Here is a 23,905-nt window from a genome sequence, read left to right on the forward strand (position 1 = left end):
ATGCACAATTAGGATATTTTTTGTACTTTTGGGTGTTCTGCTAAAAACAGGATCATAATTGCATACATCCTTGTAATCCCTAATCAGATTTTTATACTTTCAGTCCCAGACAAAATATCATTGACAAAATATATATGACCTGATACATTATACCCATACCCCTATGGGTATAATTTCGTTGAAGGAGGATTCAAATATGCGTCAGTGTATGGATATTCCAAAGATTCAGGCAAGAATTAAAAAAATTGAGGGGCAGCTTAGAGCCATTTCTACAATGGTGGATAAGGATGTTCCTTGCGAAGATATTTTAATACAAATCAATGCAGCAAAAAGTGCACTTCATAAGGTTGGTCAGGCAGTTTTAGAGGGCCATTTGCAGCACTGCGTACGGGATGGTATAGAACATGGAGATGCCGATAAAACGATTGCGGAATTTGCCAAAGCTGTAGAGCATTTTTCCAGAATGGGTTAGGTGATATAAATGCAGAGGATTATAGATTTTTTTAAAGATGAAGAAAAACGTACCCTGCTGTTTTTAATCCTGTCGGCTATAGCATTGCTCATCAGCTTTTTTGATATTGGCCATTTTAAAATTGATGCCGCATGGATAGCCATTATTTTCTGCGGCCTTCCTATTGTCAAGGGCGCTTTGGAAGGCCTTATCCGAGAATTTGATATTAAAGCGGATGTTTTGGTTTCACTGGCACTGATTGCAGCGGTTTTGATCGGTGAAAACTTTGCTGCGGGAGAGGTTGCCTTTATCATGGCACTGGGTGCGCTGTTAGAGGACCGTACCGTTGCAAAAGCCCGTGCCGGTATTGAAAAGTTGATACAGCTTACCCCGCCTACTGCTAGAATTCTTCGCAATGGAGAAGAAAGCATCATACCGGCAGAAAAGGTTCAGGTTGCTGATATACTCCGCGTACTTCCGGGGGAAACCATTGCTGCTGACGGCGTTATTATTTCCGGGCGAACCTCTATCAATCAATCGGTCATGACAGGTGAATCCCTGCCCGTTGATAAAGGTATGGGGGATGAAGTTTCCAGCGGAACGGTTAATCAGTTCGGTACCTTCGATATGAAAGCCACCAAGGTTGGCGAAAACAGCTCATTACAGAGAATGATCCGGCTTGTAGAATCCGCAGATGCAAGCAAGGCTAAAATTGTGGGTATGGCAGACCGGTGGGCTACTTGGATCGTTGTAATTGCGCTCCTATCTGCAGTTGGTACGTGGATTGCTACAGGAGAAGTGATTCGTGCCGTTACCATTCTTGTGGTGTTCTGTCCCTGCGCCTTAGTATTGGCTACCCCTACCGCCATTATGGCGGGAATCGGCAATGCTACCAAGTTTGGGATCCTTGTTCGTGAAGGGGATGCGCTGGAAAGATTATCAAAAATCACCAGAATTGCATTTGATAAAACCGGTACGCTCACTCATGGAAAGCCTGCTGTCGTAGGAGTGGAAAGCTTCCATTCAGATATAAGTCCAGAAAGATTATTGGCACTGACAGCCTCTGCCGAACTACGTTCTGAGCATCCCTTAGGTAAAGCTGTAATTTCTCATTTTAGAAATAAATCAAATATCTCTTTAGCAGAACCACAAAAATTCACAATGCTTGCAGGCCGGGGGGTTAAAGCAGCTGTTGCAGATGAGATCATTCTTGCCGGAAATGCGGAACTGCTCATTGAAAACGCAGTTGCAATACCTGACGATATGCTGGGCAAAGCATCTACATATAGAAATGAGGGCTGTACAATTATCTATGTTGCTGTTAATGATGCCGGGGTTGGTTTTATAGCTTTATCTGATACATTGCGGGGAGATTCTGCCGAAATGGTTCAAAATCTTCACGACCTGAATATAGAAAGCATATTGCTCACTGGCGATAACCCCCAAGCGGCTTCCCATATTGCAAAGCATGTTGGCATTGGGAAGGTTCATCCGGAGTGCCTGCCGGAAGATAAAATGTCTATCATCGAACAGTATCAGAATAAGAATGAAATGGTCTGCATGGTTGGTGATGGTATTAATGATGCGCCTGCTCTGAAAAAAGCATACGTAGGCCTTGCAATGGGTGGCATTGGCAGTGACATCGCAGTTGATGCTGCTGATATTACGCTTGTCAGTGATGACATCAAATCAATTCCCCACCTATTAAGGCTATCTCAAAAAACAATGGCAACGATAAAGCTAAATATCGTTCTATCCCTGCTTCTCAATTTTGCAGCCATTTTATTCGCAATGACAGGTACTTTAGGGCCCGTTCTTGGCGCCTTGGTCCACAATGTCGGCTCTGTTGCCGTAATTATAAATTCTGCATTTTTACTAAACTTCAAAAGTGATACCAAATATTCCAGATTAAATACGCATAAACCAATCTGCTCTAATCTGGACCTGTCATAAAAAGCATCTTTCCATTCAAAAAGGTAAGCATATATTATTGCAGTGTAATATATGCTTACCTTTCTATTTCATTGGCTTTATCCAGGGGAATCCTATCATGGGTAAAAAAGTATTGTTTTCTGCAGCCGGCAGCGTGCCCCCGTGCTTGTTTCCTTGAGCCTATTCCATAAATGCGTATTTATAGTTATCTGAAGGGTCAAAGGTTTCTTTTATTACCCTGGGGCTGACCCACCTAAGCAGGTTTAACTTACTGCCCGCCTTATCGTTTGTGCCTGAAGCTCTTCCCCCGCCAAAGGGCTGTTGTCCTACCACTGCACCTGTTGGTTTATCATTGATATATAGATTTCCTGCTGCATAATCAAGCATATTCTCCATTTCAACCAGTGCCCTTCTATTTTGCGAAAAAATTGAACCGGTTAATCCATACGGAGTAGATTCATTACATATCCTAAGTGTTTCTTCAAGTTTGTCATCCGCGTATACATATATGGTAAGCACAGGGCCAAAGATTTCTTCAGTCATTGTTTTAAAATATGGATTCTGTGCAACGATAATTGTCGGCTCAATAAAGTAACCTGCTGAATCATCACAATTTCCTCCGAAGATAATTTCAGCCTCATGAGAATTATGCGCATAATCAATATATCCTTTGATCCTGTCAAATGAATTTTTGTCTATGACAGCACCCATAAAATTCGTAAAATCTTCTACATCTCCTACTCTAATCGTGGCAGCTTCGCCCATCAATTTATATTTTACTGCAGGCCATAAGCTTTCAGGAATATATGCCCGGGAAGCGGCTGAGCACTTTTGTCCCTGATATTCAAAGGCTCCCCTTATTAAAGCCGTAACAAGCCGATTCACATCTGCATCCTTATGGGCAAATACAAAATCCTTTCCTCCGGTTTCTCCTACAATCCTGGGATACGACTTATATTTATCTATATTTTCGCCAATGATCTTCCACATACTGTTAAACACTTCCGTAGACCCCGTGAAGTGGATTCCCCCAAAGCATTCATTGTTGAAAACTACATTTCCAATCAAATTTCCTGCACCTGGAACAAAATTTATAACGCCATCGGGCAGTCCCGCTTCCTGTAATAATTTCATGATAAAATAGTTAGAATATATAGACGTGCCTGCAGGCTTCCAAAGAACTGTATTTCCCATTAAGGCAGGTGCTATGGATAAATTGCCCCCTATAGCAGTAAAATTAAAGGGAGTTACAGCAAAAACAAAACCTTCAAGAGGTCTATATTCTATTCTGTTCCAGCTTTCATTGGTAGATATGATTTGTTCATTATAAATTTCCGACATAAAGTATACGTTAAATCTCAGAAAATCTATCAACTCACATGCCGAATCAATTTCCGCTTGATAAGCGGTCTTACTTTGCCCCAACATGGTTGCTGCATTTAGCGTCATCCGCCAAGGCCCGGCTAACAGCTCCGCAGCTTTTAAAAATATCGATGCCCTATGGTGCCATGGCATTTTAACCCACTCTTTTTTAGCTTCCAAAGCTGCTTCAATGGCTGCTTTGACTTCTTTTTCACCCGCCATATGATAGGTTGCAAGAACATGATTTTTATTATGGGGAACTACACATTTCTGAATATTGCCTGTATATATCTCTTTTCCACCTATTATTAAAGGTATTTCCAACTGCTGCTGCTTTAATTCCGACAGCTTCGCCTTTAGGCTAATTCGTTCGGCACTGTCTTTTTCATAGGATAATACAACTTCATTTTCTGGTTTTCTTGCTTTAAAACGTGCATTAGACATAAAAAAATCCTCCTTTAGTTAATAAACTTCATTACGTCTCCGCAGTCTATTAAAAAGAAGGTGTTATTTGACCATAGCAAACAAACGAAAATAATACCTATGTATTATTTTCGTTATACTCTACCACGATCTCTTCTTTCCTCACTGGGAGGCAGAACCGTTTCCGGCTTTACCCTATCGGTCTTAAAATCATAGACGATTGTCCTTAGATAAACAGACTCGAAGAGACGTTCAACATTCGTTATAAAAATACGCTTTTATGAGTGTATGCTGAATTCATAATATTTTAAAAACTATATATGCATTATATACCATTTCCTCTATAAACTCAACTTGTTTCTTAACTAAGCGTTGTTCCTCCATACAGTTAAATTGCTCTCCTGCTTTTCATTCGAAGAAGCTCCTTCTCCCGCTCTTGCAAAACCAATCCTCTATCCAGCTTTAATTCCCGCGATAAGGTTCTCTCCAGTTCTGCAGCAAAAAGGAGCTTCCACGCTGTCATTTCCGGATGGTATGTCATGGAGAAGGCCGCCAGCTTTCCTGCGTCTGTTTCTATATTTCCAGCTTGTACATCCTCAAAATCCACCCCATAAACTTCATCGTCTTTAATCATAAAATTTCTAAAATTTACATCCCGCAATATAATACTTTTGTTGTAATAATGGTAGGTAATGGAATAGAAAGATTTCATCCATTGACTTAGCCTGTTTATCATTTCAGAGTAATCTACGGCACCTTCCTTTTCCTTTTTCCCATACCAGTCCAACAGGGTAACTTCCCCCAAATCTTCCAATAGCAAAGTATTTTCATATATTTTAAGTACTGCCGGCACATTACAGCCTTGTTTTTTCAGAGTCCTTAATATTTCTGCTTCCTTTTCCATTTTCTCCGTTTCTATAAAGTTTTTTTCTATAAAGCTCCTGTCATCCTCTATAATCCTGTATACTTGGTTTTTCTTGCTTTTAAGTCTTATTTTCTGATACATATCTCAATTTCTCCATTTTCCCAATAACCGTCCAGTTCTCCAAGCAAAGCTTCTACTGCACTGTCTAATAGTTTTTGTGCTGATAGAGATACGGAAATCTCCCGTTTGTTTACTGTAACCTTAAAACATGCTTCCTTCCTATCTGGAAAAAACCCACAGGCCCTTTCTTCAATTAGGTCGACAAGCTTCTCTACGTCTGTCATGGCGTTTATAGCGGGCAAACCTTTGTATTGAGCTGTCTGGGCAGATATTCTTCCGGATATTGCAAATACAGTCTCATCCAGCCGGTCTTCAATGCCCTTTATATCATGGGCGGTTAGTATCTTTGGTACCGATGTGTCCCTCACACCTTCCAGTATGACAAAATCCTGGGTATAGAAGGACAGTATTTTATGGATGCTTAGCTTTTCCTGATACAGTATATCGGTTTCATATTCTCCCCTTGCTGTAACGAGCTGCGCTCCGGCTTTTCTATGTCTGTCTGTGTTTGTGCCTTCCACATCCATTTTAAAGTTGTGAAAGTGAACTTCCTTAACCGTCCCTACAGTATAGCCCCTCCGCTTGAGCTCCTTTATGATGTTTTCTATGGTGGTTGTTTTCCCCGAATCAGTTATACCTATCACCGATATTACTCTCATCTTACGCCTCCTACAGCAGGATAATAAATGCCAATGCTGCTATTAAACTTGTAGATATGAATAAATAATCCTTCATTTTCATTTCCAATACCCTATAACTGGTTCTGTGCGGATATGCTCTGAATGCTCTCATTTCCATGGCCGTTGCAAGCTCTCTTGCTCTGAGTATGGCGTTTGTTGTAATGGGCAGAAGCAAGTATTTATATATTTTTAACTTTTCTCTCAATCTTATTTTTTTCAGGTCAATCCCTCTCAGCTGCAAAGCCGTTACCATATCCGTCATTTCTTCCCTGAACAGAGGCAAAAACCTTACCGCTGTAGAGACCATAAAGGCAATTTCATAGGGCACTTTCATCTGTACCAGTCCCTGTACGACCTCCCTGCTGCTGGATGTGGTTATGATCACAGAAGAAATTATAATAATGCCTAATCTTAAAATAAATTCCAATGCTTTGGCGAGCCCATAATCTGTGAGTAATGCCAGACTCCCTATGGTTATGATCGGATTACCTGACTTTATAAAAATACTCTGGGCAACCCCGATTGCGATCATTCCTCCTATAAGTTTTTTGAGCCTTGCCAGCATTGAAATGAGATTACTGCTTAAAGCCAATGCTATCAGAACTGCTGCTGCCAGTATCATCGCCAGGCTGAACAAACTGTTGTATATAAGCGCCAAGGTCGATAATACCAGTACCATTACCAGCTTTGTCCTGGGGTCTAAGCTGTTATTTTTCATCCTTTATGATTTGTCCCCCCTCCAGTTGTATTATCCTTTCCCCATGTGCTTCTATAAAATTTTTGTCATGGGTGATCATTAGGGTACCAATGTTTTTTCCCTTTAGCTTGTTTAAAACCTGCGAAAGAGCTCTTATTCTGTCTTTGTCGAGAGAAGCTGTAGGCTCATCCAGTACAAGATATCTGGGGTTATTCATTAAAACCGACGCAATGGCCAACCTTCTTTTTTCCCCATAGCTTAAGAAAAAGGGATAGGATTCCCTTACTTTTTCCAGTTCAAAGATTTGAATCAGCTCTTCGGCCTTCAATAGAATGTCCTCTTTTTTTTCTCCTTTAAATAACAAAGGGAATGTAAGTTCTTCCATCACTGAAGCAGCAAAAATCTGACGTTCGGGGTATTGTAAAACGTAACCGATCATCTCACCGGTCTGCCCCAGCGACAAGTCTTTTGTGTTCTTGCCAAAAATAAAGATGTTGCCTGACTGGGGCTTCAGGATTCCCATAATCAGCTTTGTCAGGGTTGTCTTTCCGGAGCCGTTTTTCCCCGTGATAACCGTCGATTCCCGGCAATCGAATTGCACCGAAAAGTCTTCAAAAACCTTTCTTCCTTTATGGTATTGATACGTAATATTGCTTACTTCAATAAGATTATCCATAGTCCTCCCTATACATAGATTATTTTATCTGCAATCTCAATATTTTCCGTATTATGATCAACCATAATAATGGTTTTTCCTTCTCTCTTTAGCTTCAGCAGCACTTTTTTGACTACATCCCTGCCATCTTCATCGATCCAGGACATGATCTCATCGCATATCAGTATTTTAGGATTCAGCATCAGTACAGATGCTATTGCGATAAGCTGCTGCTGCCCTCCTGACAGATGATTTGGATTTTCATACCTATAGTCTTCCATATGAATCACTTCAAGCATAGCATTCATTCTCTTTCCGATTTCTTCCCGGTCTACACACAGATTCTCAGGACCAAATGCCAGCTCATCTTCAATGGTAGGAGAAAACAGCTGGGTTGAGGGATTTTGAAAAATCATCCCAACCACTGGAACAATCTGTGCTAAGTTCATATCTTTAATATGCTCACCGAACAGCAGGACATCTCCTGAAAGCTTCCCCGGATATACCCTGGGGATCAGCCCGCAGATACACCTGCAAAGAGTACTTTTTCCGCAGCCGCTTTTCCCAACAATTGCAGTAATTTCCCCTTTCTTTATCTCCAGGTTTATATTCTTCAATATATTTTCTTTTGAACCTTTATATTTAAAGCTTAAATCTCTGATTTCAACCGCATTCATCTTCTGACCTCGACCTTCGTAAGCCATTTACACCTTCTGTTGCTGAACGGATCGGATACCACGATGGATTCATATGGGCCTCTGCCCCCATTCTCTTTGCTTCCCAGGTAATTTCCATCCTCCATAAATGCAATGTATACATTTTGATCCGCCAGCACCTCTTCCAGCCCGTAAGCTACAGCGTAGCTGTCTGCCCCGCTAAGTATCAGCACCGCTTTATCCTCTAAGGCAATTTGATAGCGGGTTAGTATATTTTTTAACTGCACCCCGTGGTAGGTATGCAAGGATGGGTCTGTAGAAGATGTATCCAGTACTGCCTCAAATACTTCTTCCCCTATTCCCTTTAAATCGTTTATATTTATGACAAATTCCTGATCTCCATCTACAAGAAGAAGTGCAGCATTTTCCAACAGTTTTTTTTGTGCTTCTATGGTGGGCTGATTCATCCTTAAAGATATCCAAACAGCCAGGAATAGCCCTATAAATATTAAAATTACACTAAATACCCTTTTGTTCATTTTCGCTGCTCCTTCTTAAAATAAGGTACGATCATATCTTCCTGTATGCACATGCCGTGGCTGCCGCCATTCTCTGTCTTGTGCATCCCATGGTCTGCCGTCAATAGCATAGGGCCATTCCAGATGCTGCTGATCTCTTCAATATAACCATCGATTTTTTTTATATAATCCATTGTTTCCAAGGCTTCGGGGCCATAGCTGTGACCTCTGTCGTCAATACCGTGGAAGTGAATAAATATCAGGTCGTAGTCCTTCTGCGCCTCCATTTTTGCTGTCTGAAAAATCTCGTCATCTATATCTCCATCCCTGTTTAAATCCATATGCAGCACAGGTTCAATTTCAGTATCCAGTATCTTTATGTCTCCTTCAAGCAATAGTACCCGCCTGCTCTTATTTAAAGCATAACCAAATATACTCTCCACCTTCATTTTCCTGAAACTTCTGTCATGGACACCATTTGCATCGGGATTTTTACCGGTTATCATTGCTGCAAACCCTGCATTTGTTACAGGGGTATATACACTTAACGCCTCATGCTTAAAATACCGGCTTAAATAGGTTACATATTCCCGCTCCTTTGCCAGTTCGTATTGTTTAAGGGAGAAGCCATCCAGCAATACTACCATTACCTTTTCTCCGGCATCCAGATAACTTTTTGCATCGTAGAATGTGTCGGTTACACTGTTAAAATCCTCCCATAAATAAATGCCCACCACATTCTCAATGACTTTATCCCGGTCAGGGATATGCACGGCCATTGGCGCACCGCTCAGATAAACATCAGCTGTAGTGTTAATGACTGAGCCGGAGTCTGTGATTACTGAAATATTCTCTTTTGCTGCTCCCAGGCTCTGCCCCAGGTGTACCTTTTCCTTTGGTATATACGCAGTAACCAGATTTTGATCTTTGTTAAACAGGGTGATCCCTTTTGTCCCGGCGTCTGCCGGAACAGGGCTGCTATTAGACGCCGGCAGCATATCACAGGCGGTAAGGAACAAAATTAGCAGTATTAAAGTCACTGCAACTGTCTTTTTTTTCGTGCCCATTTTACACCTCTATAAGTTTAGATTTGTCCTTTCCAGTCCTTTGATCAGACTTGAAGCAATCAATCCACCGGCTGCTCCTGACAGTGCAGCGCTTGAAAGCAGCAGGGCAACGGTGACCGGCGGAAGTCTAAAAAACAAGAAATTGGTTACCAGGGTTCCCGCAACATTTGCTGCCATACACCCCAAAATATAGTGTAATACATGATACTGCTTATCTTTTGATATCAGGAACACTAAGTCTGCAGCTATTCCAGGGAGGGTATAAGAAATAAGGCTCATGATGCCATGGGTTCCCATCATCCCTGTTGCAATCACCAAAATACTTTGGACAATGCCTATAAGGGTACCTGTCCCAAATCTTTTCACATACCCAATGCCAAGGACAATCCAAAGCATATAAAAGCCCCCTGCTACAGCACCTCCTGGGATAAACAATGGTCCTGTAATGACATGCACCAAGGGTACTACAATGGGTTTTATAGCAATACCCAATGCGGCTGTAAGGGCTATCATTACCAGGTCAAAAACTGTGAAATTATTTAATCGTCTTTTCCCGCTATCCATACATACCTCGTTGTTATTTATTTGATCTTATTCCAGGATTATCTCATCCACATGCTTTATCCAGCGCTGACTGAAGGGATCCCTTCTTATTACCAGCTGAAAGGGGCCGCTCCCTCCTTGCTTTTTGGACTTTAAATGCGCTCCGTTCCTTTCAAAGGTAAGGTAAGTATTGCCAGGTTCTTTCAATTCCTCTATAGACAGTATAACTCGGTATCCGTCTGCGGCATTGAAGGTTACTTTTTCAATGTTTGACAGTTCTATATCTAAAGATGAAAATAGTTTGGAAAGCTCTATACCCTTATACGATGTCTCCACCGGCTTTTGTCCGCTGCTTCTTACAACGGCAGGAAAGAGGATTGCATCCGGGTGGTTATATATAAAATTACTTTCTGCCACATGCTGATCTTTAGCTGTCAGTATGCGGATAAACGGCTCTTCCTTTTGACCCGTCATAAATAAAAATATCACTGCTATAATCGGCAAAAGTATTAAAATCATCTTCTTTAGCTTCATTATTCTACCTCTTAATCTTTACTCATAGCCTGGCTGACGCCACTTTTCACTCCGTTTAAAAAGCCTCTGCTGGTTGCCGTAGCTCCGCTTATAACGTCTACATTCAGGCTTTGGGTTTCGATGATTGCTCTGGATATACTTCTGTATACTTCTTCATAGTACCCTGAGGTTTCCCGATGGTCTATAAGGTCTATTTTTTCGATTTTGTTTTCCTTGACGGTTACTTGTACCTGAATATTTCCTCCAAAACCAACACCGGTTCCCTGATAGATTCCTTCCGCTATATTTCCCATGCCGTTCCTGCCCGGAGATCCCCCGTAGCTTTGAGAAAGCGGCAGCAATGCATATATTAAAAACAGCAGCCCAAGGCTAATGGTAATATATACGCTATTTTTCAACCTTCTTCCTGCAAATTGAATGGAATAACCGGCGGTGTTTTTTACACAGGTACTTTCTATACACTGCAGGCAATTGATACACTCCGGTGATATTTCCGTTGCTTCGCTGTACCTGATACCTACGGGACAATGGTCCAGACAGGTTGAACAGCCATTGCAGCTTTCGTTTCTGTTGACCTTTAATGGACCAATGGCGTAAAAAAGCCCCTGAAAGGCCCCAAGGGGACAAAAGCACCTGCAGAATACTCTCCTGTAAATCATGGATAAACAGGTTATTATAACCAGCAGAATAAACCCGGTTCCGATGTCTATACCCGTAAATAGATTTACATAGGCCAGCCATACCGAAAGGTCAGATAAGTAATGACCAAGTCCTATGGTACTTAAAACCAACAGGAGAATCAGTAAAAAATATTTAATTTTTTCCGGTTGAAAGCTTTTATGCTGCGGCAGCTTTTTCTCTTTTACGCCAAGTTTATCCCCTATAAATCTGGAAAAGTCCTGCAGCGCGCCTATGGGACATATGTATCCACAAAATATTCTTCCAAATAGGGCAGCAGTAACTGCTATGGAAAGGGTTAGCGCCATGGCCTTTGTAATCCCCCTATATCGGTAGGATACATCTGTAAATAGAGACTTCAATACACTCCATCCCCCATAAGGGTTAAGGTCTCTAATGGATAGAAGCTTTAAGCTGCTTAAATCGTTGAGGTATAGATAATATAGGATACAATTTGATAGAATCATAACCGTTATGGCGATTTGTATCCTGCTGCGTTTTTTTAATCTCATAGCTTTTCTATCCTTAATAAGTCTTTTATAAGCGGAATGTGCCCATTGCATAAATCTACTTTTCCATCTTCTGAGGTTATATAGCATTCGGGCAGTTCTTCTCCATTGATCTGAAGCTGTGACCCATCGGTGCTGACTGCATTGAATCCATTCCCACCGGTCCATCGCATACCAGCGGTCAGCAGTACATCCTCAAGTAATAATCCTTCTTTTCCATTAATTTTTTTCGTTCTTACAACTGCCCTCATCTTTTCGGGAAATATTACTGCATCCTTTGTTGTGGAAAAATGTGTCATGCCCTTTACATTCATTCCAAGCTTAAAGCTTGGTGCAATATTCATTGGAGCATTCTCTCCTTCAATCTTGATAAAGTATCTTTGTCTTACCATCGAAATGGTCTCATTTTTTATGAGTCCGTCCGATGCACCCATTGTAAAGAATCCCTTTTCATCCACCGCATCAAATTTCTTCAGAATCTTTCCTACCTCAATCGATTTATCCTTGCTTCCGTAGTACTCATAGAAATATGGATCAATATCCGCTGTTAAGGCATGAAACATATGGATCTTATCAATGTCTTTAGACGATATCGCATCATACAGGTCGATATTGGAAACCATTTTCACCCAATATGGGCCCATTTCCTTAGGTAATGCAACCCTGACAGGCTTCTCTTCTTCTTTCAGTCCCTTTCCGTCTGCTTCCCATGCTAAAATTACATCATTGACTTCCAGCTTTTCCCTGTCAATCATTGTGTAGTAGCCATCCCGTCCTGTGATGCCAACGCCTTCGTATTGACTTAAATCTATCCCTTCCCTTTCCAGAATATGCCGGAGAGTTGGTCCCTTGACCTTCATGGGTGTTTCTGTTCCCGTTGTGTGTATTAATACAACATCCATTTCCATCTGTTCATATTGCTTTATTTCCTCTGTATTAATCCTTATAGCGCCGCCTTCCCAATTAATTGCAAAGCTATTGGTATCTTTCTGCCACATTTCCTGGGAAACAACATCCGGTACCCTGTCCATTTTAATGCCCTTAACCTTATACTGGTAGGCGCCAATTGCTGCATTTACAGCATTGACAACGGCCTGTGAGCTTACCGTTGCGCCTGTAACTTGGACGATATCCTCCGGATTTTCCTTATCCAGTACCACCAAATTCAAGTATTTTTCTGCTATGATGTTTTTAAACCTATCTAAAAACCAGTTCTTCCCGATGTGCTCAGCATAGTCAGGCGATTCAGTATGACCCAATATTTCTATGCCTATCAGCTCTCCCTTTTCATCATCTATGGCTGCCAATACTTCAATGGGACCCACATATCCAACGCAGCTTACAACGTACGCTTTGATTACACCATCCACCGCATAGGCCCTTCTTACAGCTGGCAGGTTTATAGATATAAACACATCATCGGCTATATCTTTTACCCGTTCTATTTTTTTTGCTTCCGGATAAAAGGCTCTCACTTTAAGTGCTTCCTCGGCTGCTGTATTGTTCAAGAAAAATAAAGTTCCTACAACAACAATAGCCATTGCTATCATGAATATATAAAATTTTCTATTCTTCATGGTATCACTTACCTTACTCAACGATTATTCTATCAATATTTGAAACCCACTGGGGCTTATTTACATCACCGGCTTCACGCTGCCCTACAACCAGTTTATAAGGAGCCCCTTCAGCCGGATCATATTCCTGCCCTTTCTCTTCCCATGCAATGATCATTGGGAATTTTTTTGCCGGATTGGTCTCGTCCATATAGTCCTGTTTCATTACCTCCTCTAAGGTAAATTCCATTTTGTACCCGTCGGCAGCTATTACAGTTATTTTAGAAGCCTTTGATGAAAGCTTGGCCTTGTGCTCCAGCAAGCTCCATAGCTTGACTCCTTTAAACCGGGTATGGCCTGTAGTTCCAAAACTGTTCAAAGAATAAAATTCATCTTCAAAAATGATATCTTTCATGGCTTTCAATTCATCTAAGGTGAATGCAATCTTATTCGTTACACTCCCTTGTATTTTTAAGGTATTTTCAGCTTCTGCCTCTTGCGTCGGGGGATTCTCCTCTGGTTTGTCCTGATTAGTGACATTCTCTGATTTTTCCGGTTTCTGCACTTTATTTGCTAGTTCAGCGTTTTTCACAGTTTTGACAGGTTCTGTTTTTGTTCCATCAGGAGCTGCTTCTTTGGGGGGTTCTGCCTCCGCATCTGTATTTACCGGGGTATCTTCTTCCCCGCCTGCAGATGCATCTTGTGTTTCGCTGTTTTCCTGACCGGCAGATATATTGACGGGTTCTTCTGTTTCCTTTACTTTTTGGCTGCAGCCCGGTAAGCTAAGGGTAATCACCAATAGAATCATCAGTATTATTCTATAAACTTTTATCGTTTTCATATTGCCCTCCTTAAAGAGGGACAATAGGAACGGGTCCTATTGCCGCCGACTAATGTTTTAAGTATTTCAACAGCATGACTGCCATATTTTCAATTTCCCTTTGTACATAGGGCTGCCCCTCCGTTTGTTCCAACAAATAAATTCCCTTCATCCAGATCAATAAAATAAATGTTATCCCATTGTCTGGCAGGAAAGGTATTGGATGAGTCTATCTTTTCAGCTATTTTCCCCACTTCTTTACTTACAAGCAGGCCGCTTCTGTGGGTTGCTATATAGATTGTCCCTTCAGTTTCTTTATCTGCAAGGACAAATCTTATATCATCTTCTGCAGCTATGCCAGGGTAAAGCTCCTTGGCCTGATAGACTTTTCGGGCGCCATTCAATATATAATCCACTTCTCCATGTCCTTGCCCTTGGTAATTACCAGACCTTGTTATCCATACTCCCCCTTTGCTGTCGGTTGAAATGCTTCTGACCCAGTTGGTTCCAAAGGACTTGTTTTCAAAGTTCGTATAGGTGGTAATTTTTCCATCCTTGTCAATATACTGATAGGCGCCTATGTATTGCGGGTTATCCTCTGTACCGGCAGCCTCAGGATAAAATCCGATCCAAACGCCGCCATTTGCATCCGGTTCTATGGCATCCACAGAGCTTAGCAGCAAACCATTTTCCTTGTTATACACCTTCCATGTATCATGCTTATCTACATAAACAGCACCGTTTCCTGTTCCTATCCATAATCCGCCCTTGCCGTCCAACTCCAGTTCCTGTACAAAATTTGATGGCAGCGGTGAATTTTCCGTATTTAGCAGTTTCCACTTTTCACCGTCCTTCATCAGTATCCCTTGAGGTCTTTCAACCCCTCCCAACGTCATCCAAAGCTCTCCATTTTCTCTCTGGACAATGGCATAGGTGGTATCCACCGTGACGGTTCCTGCATTTTCAGTGGTAATCTTTTTTATATTGGTCCAGCTGCCTTCAGGAGTCCTTACAGCTACACCGCCATTATTGGTCCCAATCCAAAGATTTCCGCCTTTGTCAAATTCCATGCTCCTTATACTGGCTTCAGGTAATTCTTTTCCTGTGTTATTGTTATAGGTTATCCATATTTCAGCACCCGTTGATGCTTTTTCTGACCCGGAACCTGCTTCCTCCGGCAGATTAAGGGCTTTAACATCCTTTCCTTCAGGAACTTCATAATCACCCGTTCCTACAACGATGCAATCCACCCATTTCACCCACATGGATTTACTTTCCTCAACAATCAATCTTAGGGGGCCATAGGCATTGTTATGGTCATAACCAGTGCTTCCTTCATTGGGTACAAGGGGATATCCTTCTACCGCATAAGCAAGAATGATTTTTTTTAGGTTTCCCTGTGAATTTAATACACCATTTACAACCTGTTCATTGCTTCGCAGTACCTGATTGTAGTTTTCTCCGCTGAAAACCCTTATACTTGGAGCTTCAACACCATCCTTCAACCCTACAACTTCTGATAGGAGGTCCCATAGGGTTATCCCTTCAAATTCCCTGATTCCATCCCCTGTGTATATATCTCTAATGGCATATTGCGTCATAGATTCTATTTGTTCTAGAGTAAAGGTCATTGGCTCCTTCACCTGTGAACCGGTAATTCTCAGCACTGGTTTATCCAGATATTCAGCATATACACCCTGGTTATGATTCCATGAAGCGTTTGCTGCAACATCCTTGTAAGTTTTTTGACCTTCTCCGCTGCCAACTGTACCGGTTGATTTGGACATGCCTCCTCCAATAATAATCTCTTTCAGAAACTGCACCTGATTCGAACCATTTGTGTCGTTATAGCTTCTCTTTCCAAAAATAACTCTCAAAGGTCCGCCGTCATTTCCCAGACCGGCATTAAATCCGTTATCCGTCGGCCTTATAACATAGGGATACCCATTAAAGCCATATGCCACAAGGACAGGCATTCCCGAATGTAAGGGTTTCACCTTATCTCCTTTAAAGGTTCCGTCGCCCTTATCCAATGCATCTTTTTCATAGTAGCCGTACAGGGAACTATCCTTTATTTCCTTTATGGTCATAGGTGCAAAATTATAGTTGTCTGCTGCTATGAATTGTATGCTGGTGGATTCATCAATATTTGGGTCTATTCCCGCTTTAAGCAGCAGCTCCCAAAGAGTTGCACCCTTGTATTTGTTGTAATACCAGAAGTACTCGCTGTTGGAGAGGCTATACTCCTTCTCTACCTGAATATCTTTCATGGCTTCTATGTCTGATACTTTATACCTTACTTCTTTATTCATTTTATCCCCATGAATAATAATCTCGTAATCCGTATATTTAGGATCCTTATATGGGGCATAGGTATGTTCGTAGATGTTTTTTGCATCCTTTTCTTCTATATAGATATAAGCAACATTGGAGAACTCCTCTGCTGTGGTGCCCTCTTGTTTGTACACCAGCTTAAAACAGCCGTTATCGTTATATTGATCTTCCCTGTATCCTACATCTGTATCCAGATAGACAAGGGGAACTCCGTTGATGCCATAAGCTACCGTATACTTTCCCACCTCCGCAATCGGAACCGTAAGAATAGGCTGCCGTGATTTATTCTTAAAGACAACATTTCCTGCATTGGATTTCACTTTTACATAGTTGTCTATTAAATACTTGACATTTATCCCTTCATAGGTGTTTTGAACAATTTTACCTTTTATCTTTTCATAACAGGTAATCCGTTCCTGTCCATCTATATCTTCCTCTATCTGCCTTAGGGATATGGCTCTGTATCCTGCAACTGCAGGCCCTTCTACAGTGAAGGTTGCACTGGATATGGCATCGATATTATAGGGTGCCTCCGTATAGCTGATATGTTTATACGATGAATTCAAAGCTTCACTTTTCAATGCGCTTTCATCGCCAATCGTTATTTTTACGACTTCTTTTCCCCATTTGGACATATTCATATCATCGATACTGGTTTGTCCAAATATCAGTTTAGGGAAGTCTTTGTCCAAGTCACTATCTGTCAGACTCCTGTCCTTCCAGGTTACTGGAGGTGAAAAACTATCTTTAGGAAAATCCGCGAGAACTGCCGTATATTTAGCAATCATAGGCAGGGTTTTTACCTTTCCGGCTTCTGTAAAATCGCTGGTATAATAAGCGTTTTTCAACTCGCTGATAGATTTTGTAAATTCGAATCCATCTGCACAGGTAAATTTCACCGTATAATCCCTGTCTGTTTTTAAATTATCCGCCCCTATTAATTCAAACAGGTCATAGCCTTTTGCCTTTACGATCTTGTGGAAATTTAAACTATTATTGGTTGAATAGAATCTTTCTGCTAGCTGGTATTTCGACCAGTCAGCAGCCGTAATTCGAATTTCCTCATGGATTCCTGTCCCTGTGATCAATAGCTCTGTTGCTGCAGCTTCTGAGGTTATGGTAAAAAATACTGATAAAGAAAAGAGCATGCAAATTGCAAGTAAAAAGCTTATTCCTTTCCATTTTTTTATGTACATAACGAACCTCCTTCAACCTGTACAAATGAGCGAAAGCAGATACTGTCGCTCATTATGCACATAAATCTGCGTTCAAAAAATAAAATGTACTCCTGTTGGAACAGGCCTGCATCACTGCCTGCTTTTTCCGGTACGGCACACAAGGCGTTCCCACAGTTATATGCTACTTAGAGGGATTTATCTACAACCTTATCCTTTATAACGTTTTATTTGAACAGAGTATTATACAGGATCACTGCAGCTTCTGCACGATTGACGACCTTTGCCGGTTCAAATCTATCTGCTGCAACACCAGTGAAAGCACCTTGCGCTTCAAGCCATGCCACTGCATTTGCAGCCCAGGCTGGTACCGAGTCTTTATCAGTAAACTTTGATTTTTCCATTACAAATTTATCCATCTTCTCCTGTGCTACTACACCATTTTCTACAGCTGCTTTTCCAGCTACTGCTGCCATTTCCTGCCTGGTTATGGGTTGGTTTGGTTTAAAGGAACCATCTGTATATCCCGTGAAAAGGCCAGCATCTGCAGCTGCCTGGACATAGGGTGCAAACCAATCACTTGCATTTACATCCGTAAAACCACCTTTGTATTCCTTTGGCTCATACCCTAAAGACGCTGCCATCATTGTACAGATTTGTGCTCTCGTCAGGGTGCCCTGTGGATTGAATTTCCCGTCGCCCATTCCACTAATAATTCCTTTTTTAGTAAGTTCCTGAATCGCTGCTTCTGCAAATTGATATGTTTCCGTTATATCCGTAAATTGTATGGCTTCAGACGTAGCTTCAGACACATCCGTTGCTTCAACAGGCTCTCCGACGGTTATTTTGACTACCATTTTGAAGACGGTTCCAAATTCACCTGCAGCCTTAACTTTCCTGTAGACAGTGATTTCCTCATTCTCTGCAATACCGTCATTATTAACGGCTTCACCGTCGACTTCATAAGCAAGTACATATTTTAACTCTGTATTCAAGATATCTTGAAGCGACTGCGGGTCGATTGGATATCCATCTGATGCGGTAAATGTTACCTCTGCATTTTCCCCAGTTACACCTGCTTTTTCTCTCAATATATATGCGAGGCTGACGCCTTTCACCTTCGCGGATTTCTCACCGGTTTTACTGTTGTATATGTACGCCTCTTCAATTTGCGCTTCCGCCGGCATTCCCTCTAAATCTTCAAGCGTAAGCTTCAGCTCTGTTTTTACTCCTGCACCTATAATTTCAACCGCGTACTTGTCCGTTTCTTGTGCGAATACCGCTGGCTGTGACAATATCAGTACAAGTGTTAATAAAAGTGTTGCAAACTTCATTTTTTTGCCTAACATTATTCCTTCCACCTCTCCTTTTGTTTTTATTAAACTAAATCCTCAAGCATTCAAGGAGACATATAAACAAAAAAACAGCATTCCTAATGGAATGCTTGTTTTGCACATGATATTCTCCTTTCCATCAGGAGGCTTGACTGTTTCCAATCAAACCCTATCGGCACAGCAACCACAAATTGAATTTGACAGGTTGAAATGCTCGGAGATTTATTTAATTCACAGATATTTTACCATACTTGCCATTTAGTGTAAATATCTGAAATTTCTTAAAAGTCTTTATATCCTATTCTACCGGCAACACGTATTCAGTGTCTGTGCTCGAATATAGATGTATGACTGAGAAGTTTAATATTCAACGGAACGGTGAATCACCGTTCCCTACGTAAATCTAAAACAGGAATGTAGAAATCGGCACCCTCGTCGATCAGCATATAAATAAGAATTCTCAGTCACACCCCTCTATCGTACCGCTTGGAAGATAACTCATATGCAATTTCTTAAGAGAACTCAAGCAAGCAGTCGCCTGAACTGCTTTTATACGCTAAAAACGGTCAAAACAATCTTTTTCAACCATATTTGTGTAAAATTTAGTTTTTTTTTCATAATTTAGCAGGATTTCACCGATACACTCTAGAATAGTGATAAGGAATAAAATTTTAAGGAGGTAAAGGATTTGAAAAAAGCAAGTATTTTATTACTCATTCTTACTTTAGTCCTAACAATGGGGCTAACGGGCGTCTATGCAGAGGAGCCAATTAAAGTTTCTGTAGACGGAACAATCTTAAACTTTGATGTAAATCCTACAGTAATTGAAGGTAGAACCCTGGTACCTTTAAGAGCAATTTTTGAGGCTTTGGGTGCAGAAATCGAATGGGAAAATACCACAAAAACTGTAACTGCAACTAAGGAAGACATTAAAATTACCCTTGAAATTGGCAGCAAATATGCTACTGTAAACGGAGAAGAGAAAGAACTAGAAGTTGAGGGTAAAATTATTGATGATAGAGCCATGGTTCCTGCAAGATTTATTGCCGAAAGTTTAGGTGCATCTGTGGAGTGGAATGCAGAAGAAAAAACAGTTGTCATAGCAAGTGCAGCCACTACAGAATCAGCTACAGAACCAGTTGATGAAGCTAGTGCTCCTGGCGAAGAAGTAACAGAAGCAACTGATGAAGCTAGTGCTCCTGGCGAAGAAGTAACAGAAGCAGCTGATGAAGACAGTACTCCTAGCGAGGACGTGACAGAAACAGCTGATGAAGACAGTGCTCCTAGTGAAGAAGTAGCAGAAGATAGCGCCAACTAGGCTATTTACAGCAAAAATTAGGACTATATTGGAGTCTTAAAAAAGAGTAAAAGAGTCTATATCCCTGCATGGAGGTATAGGCTCTTTTTTCAATTGTTTATAGGCTTGTTATTTTTGATGGAGGAAGCGCAGGCAAGCAAGGAACGTCCCCGCTTGCCTGCTTAAATAAGCGCTGCAAAAGCAATCACCGTATCCGGTTCCCAGGATAAGCTTAGGAGTATTTTTCTGCCATTTTTTTCATCAAATAGCTGTCTTAAGTATCTTTTAAGTGCAACAGCTGGCGCGCCGCATTCGCCATGCAGTATTTCTATATCCTGCCATTCTATTCTATGATCTCCTTTGACGCAAAAGCTTTTAAAAACCGCTTCTTTTCCGGCAAAGATTTCCGAATAATAAACATCTCTGTTATAATGGTCTAAACTGTTTTCAATCTCTTTTTCTGTAAAAACTCTTTTTAAGAAGATGTCACCGGATCGATTGATCGTTTCCTTCATACGGGCTATTGACACAATATCCACACCTATGCCTATCATATATTCCCCCCCCTGAATTTCTATATATTATCTGGCAGCAGTTAATAGGGTTGTTCCTATAATGTCTTCCACTGTTGCACCCCTGGATAAATCGCTGACTGGAAAATTAAACCCCTGAAGGATTGGGCCATAAAACTTGGCCCCTGTTAATTGTTGAACCAGTTTAGAAGAAATGTTAGCCGCATCCAGATTGGGGAATATTAAAACATTTGCATTTCCTGCAACTTTACTTTCCCCTTTCGTTTTCTTATATCCTATAACTTTGTTCATTGCAGCATCCGCCTGCAATTCTCCGTCAAAAATAAACGGGCACTCCCTCTGCTCTAATATTTGAAATGCCTCTTTTACTTTATCTACGCAAGGATGATTGGCGCTGCCTTTTGTTGAAAATGACAAAAGCGCAACCCTAGGCTCCCAGCCCAGTATCTTGCTAACACTCTGGGCCGTAGTATATGCAATATCAGCCAGCTCCCGCGATGTCGGATCTGGGTTTATGGAAGGATCTGCAAAGATCATCCGTCGCCCCTTTTCCCCATTAAAGCCAGGTACATCCAACAAATAGAAGCTGGAAGGAACACTGATATCTTTTTGCAGCCCCAAAATCAGTTCACTTGCCATGATCACTTCCTCCGTAGGATAATCAATACCACCTACCATGCCGTGGGCTTCTCCCGCTTTCACCATCATAGCAGCAAAATAGATTGGCTGTGATATTATTTTTCTTCCAACAGCATCGGGCATCATGCGTTCTTCACAATAGGTCTTGATATAATATTCAAGCCTGCTATCCTCCATGGGATTGATAGTGGTAATGTCCCCGGCTAATTCCAATTCCCCCCTTAAAATTCTGCTAATCTCATTTTTATTACCTATGAGTATAGGATCTACCAGAGCATTTTGTTTTAGATACACTGCTGCTTTTATAACCGAAAGATTTTCCCCTTCAGGAAAAACGATTTTTTTAATATCCTTTCTAATCTGGTTTTTTAAATAATCCATTATATCCATTCCTATCACCACCAATTTATGTATCTATGATTAGACGAGTAAGAAATACAAATTCCCTACCCGTCCATACTAAAACTATTTTATTTTGCTTTGAACCAATTCGATGATTTCTTTAATATTTTTAGGCAGTCTAATTTCAAAATTGCTTATCGTTATATTAAACTTATTTTCCAATAAAGCTGCCAATTCTATTTTACTCATAGATTTAAGCATCAAGTCTTCTGCAAGCCTGGTCTCCAAGTTTAAATCCTCTGATTTTTTCTTGGCAACCTGTGCTACTATTTTAAAAACATCCTCATTTATTGTCGTCATTTTATACACCTCACACTATTTTGAAAGCAAGTACCGGCAATCCTTCCGCTTCAATAATATCAGCCCTTACTTTCACAGGGCACTTTTCATAATATTTCATTAAGCTCTCCGGTTCGATATCTATACCATTGATGATTGCTTGCACGTAAATCCCTTCCTCCAAGCAAACATGCCCATAAGCATATGGAGCAATCTTGTTAAACCTTGGATTAGGAGGTGGTGCCATACTATGGGAAACAAACAATAATGCTCCTTCCCCCGAGAGTTCGATAGCTTCTGTTTCACTGTTTCCACAGTGTTCGCAGGCTGCTGTTGGCGGGAAGGTATATCCTCCGCACTTGCACTTATTGCCAATTAGTTTTCCCTTTCTCAAATTCTCATAGTATCCCTTTATTATTGATTCAGGCATCCATACTACCTCCTTCCATATACCATTACAGTACTTACCATTGCATAACCATGGGTATGTACAACCGATATTTTGGGTATAGATTTAATTTGCCTTTCACCGCATAGACCGCGCATTTGCTTGACAGCCTCATAGGTATCTGCACCAGCACTGGCTGCCCATGCATGCCCAAAAGCATGGCGGCCGCCATGAGTACTCATGGGCCGATCACCGTCAAATCTCAACCGGCCTTCTTCCGCATACTTAAGTCCTTTGCCCTCTGGCAAATATCCTGATAACTCGGCTGTGCATATGCTGGAAATATGAGAGCAGTCATGAACGTGCAGATAGTCAATATTCTCAGGTGTTATGCCAGCCATATCAAAGGCTTTATCAAATGACAGCCTATCGTAATGCATATAGGTAGGATCTTCATGATACCATGGGAGGTCGCTTATAGTAACGCCCCAACCCTTTATTTCTATAGGCATATTGGTATAATCCATCAATCCGTCTTCACCGCTTATTACAATTGCTGAAGCCCCGTCTGCAGGAGCAACGGCACTTCTGAGTCTTGAGGGCCAAGCTAAAAATGGATTGTACTTTGACTTCCAAAATTCATAGGGATCTTTATATCCGATCCGTGCAGCTTCATCTTCCAACGTTTCCTGATTAATTGCCTTTTTATTAAGTGATCCATGCAATCTTCTTGTCCGGCACAACTCAAACATACCTTTTTCAAATTCTTCAATAGAGTATCCATACTTTTTACAATATGCCTGTGCGATTAATCCGTTGTATGTAGGAAAGATATCATATCCTTGAGGTACTGCATATGCCTGGTTTACACAATAGTCGGTCCAAAGCCACATTTCCTCTGTTGGAATGGTTTCTCTTTCATAAGGACTTAGTTTCTGGGGCTGGCTTAATGTGGATTCTAAACCTACAATCAGGACTTTCTTATATACTCCTGAAGCTATCCCCATAGCACCTAAAGTAATTCCCACATTTGTTGTTGAACATGCCCCGTCAAAATGTACTCCAGCTTTAAACTGCATCCCCGTCCATTTGGCAATCTGGCTGTAAGTCGCCGGCATTGTAGAAGTATGCATGGTTACATTTCCTACAAAGATTGCATCAATGTCCTTAGGATCTGTCTGTGAATCCTCCAGTGCTTCTTTTACGGCATTTGCTGCCAGTTCTTGAAGGGTTAGTCCTTTGATTTCGGGAGTTTCCAATAAATTGCCGAACCTTGTACACCCAACTCCCAAAATGTATACAGGCTCTTTCAGCTTGTTTGCCATAATATGCCCCCTTTCATAATTTACAGGTTTGATATACTGCATATAAGCAGTTGACATACGTATACTGTTAAAGATAAAATTTGATTGTAGAGATCATCTTGGTTTAGATTCAGTTTATCAACAACTTTTTGAT

The 23,905-nt window shown here is 41.1% G+C and carries 23 protein-coding genes and 2 riboswitches; of the genes, 3 read left to right on the forward strand and 20 right to left on the reverse strand.

Going from position 1 to position 23,905, the window contains the following annotated elements:
• Window positions 1-196: 196 nt before the first annotated feature.
• Both Gferi_RS08140 and Gferi_RS08145 read left to right on the forward strand, forming a co-directional pair.
• Window positions 197-472, forward strand: coding sequence for a metal-sensing transcriptional repressor (locus tag Gferi_RS08140; protein WP_069975344.1), 276 nt, complete (start codon window positions 197-199; stop codon window positions 470-472).
• Between the two features lie 9 nt (window positions 473-481).
• Complete coding sequence (locus Gferi_RS08145) at window positions 482-2,404, forward strand: heavy metal translocating P-type ATPase (RefSeq protein ID WP_069975349.1); 1,923 nt, start codon at window positions 482-484, stop codon at window positions 2,402-2,404.
• 159 nt (window positions 2,405-2,563) lie between these two features.
• On the opposite strand, the gene pruA is transcribed toward Gferi_RS08145, so the two are convergent.
• From pruA to Gferi_RS08220, 15 genes are all read right to left on the reverse strand, one after another.
• A complete protein-coding gene (gene pruA / locus Gferi_RS08150) occupies window positions 2,564-4,189 on the reverse strand; it encodes an L-glutamate gamma-semialdehyde dehydrogenase (RefSeq protein ID WP_069975351.1) in 1,626 nt (541 codons plus the stop codon).
• Between the two features lie 116 nt (window positions 4,190-4,305).
• Window positions 4,306-4,426, reverse strand: a riboswitch (molybdenum cofactor riboswitch).
• 130 nt (window positions 4,427-4,556) lie between these two features.
• The gene (locus tag Gferi_RS08155; protein ID WP_069975353.1) at window positions 4,557-5,174 is read right to left on the reverse strand and encodes an RIO1 family regulatory kinase/ATPase domain-containing protein; all 618 of its coding nucleotides are present in this window, start codon (window positions 5,172-5,174) and stop codon (window positions 4,557-4,559) included.
• The gene (mobB, locus tag Gferi_RS08160; RefSeq protein ID WP_069975355.1) at window positions 5,159-5,812 is read right to left on the reverse strand and encodes a molybdopterin-guanine dinucleotide biosynthesis protein B; all 654 of its coding nucleotides are present in this window, start codon (window positions 5,810-5,812) and stop codon (window positions 5,159-5,161) included. The genes Gferi_RS08155 and mobB overlap by 16 nt, the downstream gene beginning before the upstream one ends.
• A gap of 10 nt (window positions 5,813-5,822) precedes the next feature.
• Complete coding sequence (locus tag Gferi_RS08165) at window positions 5,823-6,551, reverse strand: energy-coupling factor transporter transmembrane component T family protein (protein WP_069975357.1); 729 nt, start codon at window positions 6,549-6,551, stop codon at window positions 5,823-5,825.
• Window positions 6,541-7,206 (reverse strand): energy-coupling factor ABC transporter ATP-binding protein, encoded by a 666-nt coding sequence (locus tag Gferi_RS08170; protein WP_069975359.1) that lies wholly within the window; start codon window positions 7,204-7,206, stop codon window positions 6,541-6,543. Before Gferi_RS08170 ends, Gferi_RS08165 begins: the two co-directional genes overlap by 11 nt.
• 8 nt (window positions 7,207-7,214) lie before the next feature.
• Window positions 7,215-7,889, reverse strand: coding sequence for an ABC transporter ATP-binding protein (locus Gferi_RS08175; protein ID WP_236932712.1), 675 nt, complete (start codon window positions 7,887-7,889; stop codon window positions 7,215-7,217).
• Window positions 7,859-8,380, reverse strand: coding sequence for a molybdopterin-dependent oxidoreductase (locus Gferi_RS08180; RefSeq protein ID WP_069975362.1), 522 nt, complete (start codon window positions 8,378-8,380; stop codon window positions 7,859-7,861). The genes Gferi_RS08175 and Gferi_RS08180 overlap by 31 nt, the downstream gene beginning before the upstream one ends.
• The gene (locus Gferi_RS08185) at window positions 8,377-9,426 is read right to left on the reverse strand and encodes an alkaline phosphatase family protein (RefSeq protein ID WP_069975364.1); all 1,050 of its coding nucleotides are present in this window, start codon (window positions 9,424-9,426) and stop codon (window positions 8,377-8,379) included. Before Gferi_RS08185 ends, Gferi_RS08180 begins: the two co-directional genes overlap by 4 nt.
• A gap of 9 nt (window positions 9,427-9,435) precedes the next feature.
• The gene (locus Gferi_RS08190) at window positions 9,436-9,990 is read right to left on the reverse strand and encodes an ECF transporter S component (RefSeq protein ID WP_069975366.1); all 555 of its coding nucleotides are present in this window, start codon (window positions 9,988-9,990) and stop codon (window positions 9,436-9,438) included.
• Between the two features lie 27 nt (window positions 9,991-10,017).
• A complete protein-coding gene (locus tag Gferi_RS08195; protein WP_069975368.1) occupies window positions 10,018-10,503 on the reverse strand; it encodes a hypothetical protein in 486 nt (161 codons plus the stop codon).
• A gap of 11 nt (window positions 10,504-10,514) precedes the next feature.
• A complete protein-coding gene (locus Gferi_RS08200) occupies window positions 10,515-11,693 on the reverse strand; it encodes a 4Fe-4S binding protein (protein ID WP_069975370.1) in 1,179 nt (392 codons plus the stop codon).
• Window positions 11,690-13,267 (reverse strand): FMN-binding protein, encoded by a 1,578-nt coding sequence (locus Gferi_RS08205; protein WP_236932713.1) that lies wholly within the window; start codon window positions 13,265-13,267, stop codon window positions 11,690-11,692. Before Gferi_RS08205 ends, Gferi_RS08200 begins: the two co-directional genes overlap by 4 nt.
• A 13-nt stretch (window positions 13,268-13,280) precedes the next feature.
• Window positions 13,281-14,087, reverse strand: a complete 807-nt coding sequence (locus Gferi_RS08210) for a molybdopterin-dependent oxidoreductase (RefSeq protein WP_069975375.1) — start codon at window positions 14,085-14,087, stop codon at window positions 13,281-13,283.
• 89 nt (window positions 14,088-14,176) lie between these two features.
• Window positions 14,177-17,596 (reverse strand): two-component regulator propeller domain-containing protein, encoded by a 3,420-nt coding sequence (locus Gferi_RS08215; RefSeq protein ID WP_069975377.1) that lies wholly within the window; start codon window positions 17,594-17,596, stop codon window positions 14,177-14,179.
• 206 nt (window positions 17,597-17,802) lie between these two features.
• Window positions 17,803-18,924, reverse strand: a complete 1,122-nt coding sequence (locus Gferi_RS08220) for an S-layer homology domain-containing protein (RefSeq protein ID WP_069975379.1) — start codon at window positions 18,922-18,924, stop codon at window positions 17,803-17,805.
• A gap of 98 nt (window positions 18,925-19,022) precedes the next feature.
• A riboswitch (molybdenum cofactor riboswitch) is annotated at window positions 19,023-19,141 on the reverse strand.
• A gap of 456 nt (window positions 19,142-19,597) precedes the next feature.
• On the opposite strand from Gferi_RS08220, the gene Gferi_RS08225 reads away from it, so the two are divergent.
• Window positions 19,598-20,227 (forward strand): copper amine oxidase N-terminal domain-containing protein, encoded by a 630-nt coding sequence (locus tag Gferi_RS08225; RefSeq protein WP_069975381.1) that lies wholly within the window; start codon window positions 19,598-19,600, stop codon window positions 20,225-20,227.
• Between the two features lie 161 nt (window positions 20,228-20,388).
• Here the strand turns inward: Gferi_RS08225 and acpS are convergent, their stop codons facing one another.
• The 5 genes from acpS to Gferi_RS08250 form a co-directional block, all read right to left on the reverse strand.
• The gene (gene acpS, locus Gferi_RS08230; protein ID WP_069975383.1) at window positions 20,389-20,760 is read right to left on the reverse strand and encodes a holo-ACP synthase; all 372 of its coding nucleotides are present in this window, start codon (window positions 20,758-20,760) and stop codon (window positions 20,389-20,391) included.
• 27 nt (window positions 20,761-20,787) lie between these two features.
• The gene (locus tag Gferi_RS08235) at window positions 20,788-21,768 is read right to left on the reverse strand and encodes a phosphate acyltransferase (protein ID WP_083273444.1); all 981 of its coding nucleotides are present in this window, start codon (window positions 21,766-21,768) and stop codon (window positions 20,788-20,790) included.
• 75 nt (window positions 21,769-21,843) lie between these two features.
• Complete coding sequence (locus tag Gferi_RS08240) at window positions 21,844-22,080, reverse strand: acyl carrier protein (protein WP_069975385.1); 237 nt, start codon at window positions 22,078-22,080, stop codon at window positions 21,844-21,846.
• 10 nt (window positions 22,081-22,090) lie between these two features.
• Window positions 22,091-22,489, reverse strand: a complete 399-nt coding sequence (locus tag Gferi_RS08245) for a Zn-ribbon domain-containing OB-fold protein (RefSeq protein ID WP_069975387.1) — start codon at window positions 22,487-22,489, stop codon at window positions 22,091-22,093.
• A 5-nt stretch (window positions 22,490-22,494) separates the two neighbouring features.
• Entirely contained in the window at window positions 22,495-23,772 is a 1,278-nt protein-coding gene (locus Gferi_RS08250; protein ID WP_069975389.1) for a thiolase family protein, read from the reverse strand.
• Window positions 23,773-23,905: the final 133 nt, after the last annotated feature.

The organism is Geosporobacter ferrireducens (assembly GCF_001750685.1).
Taxonomy (GTDB): Bacteria; Bacillota; Clostridia; order Peptostreptococcales; family Thermotaleaceae; genus Geosporobacter; species Geosporobacter ferrireducens.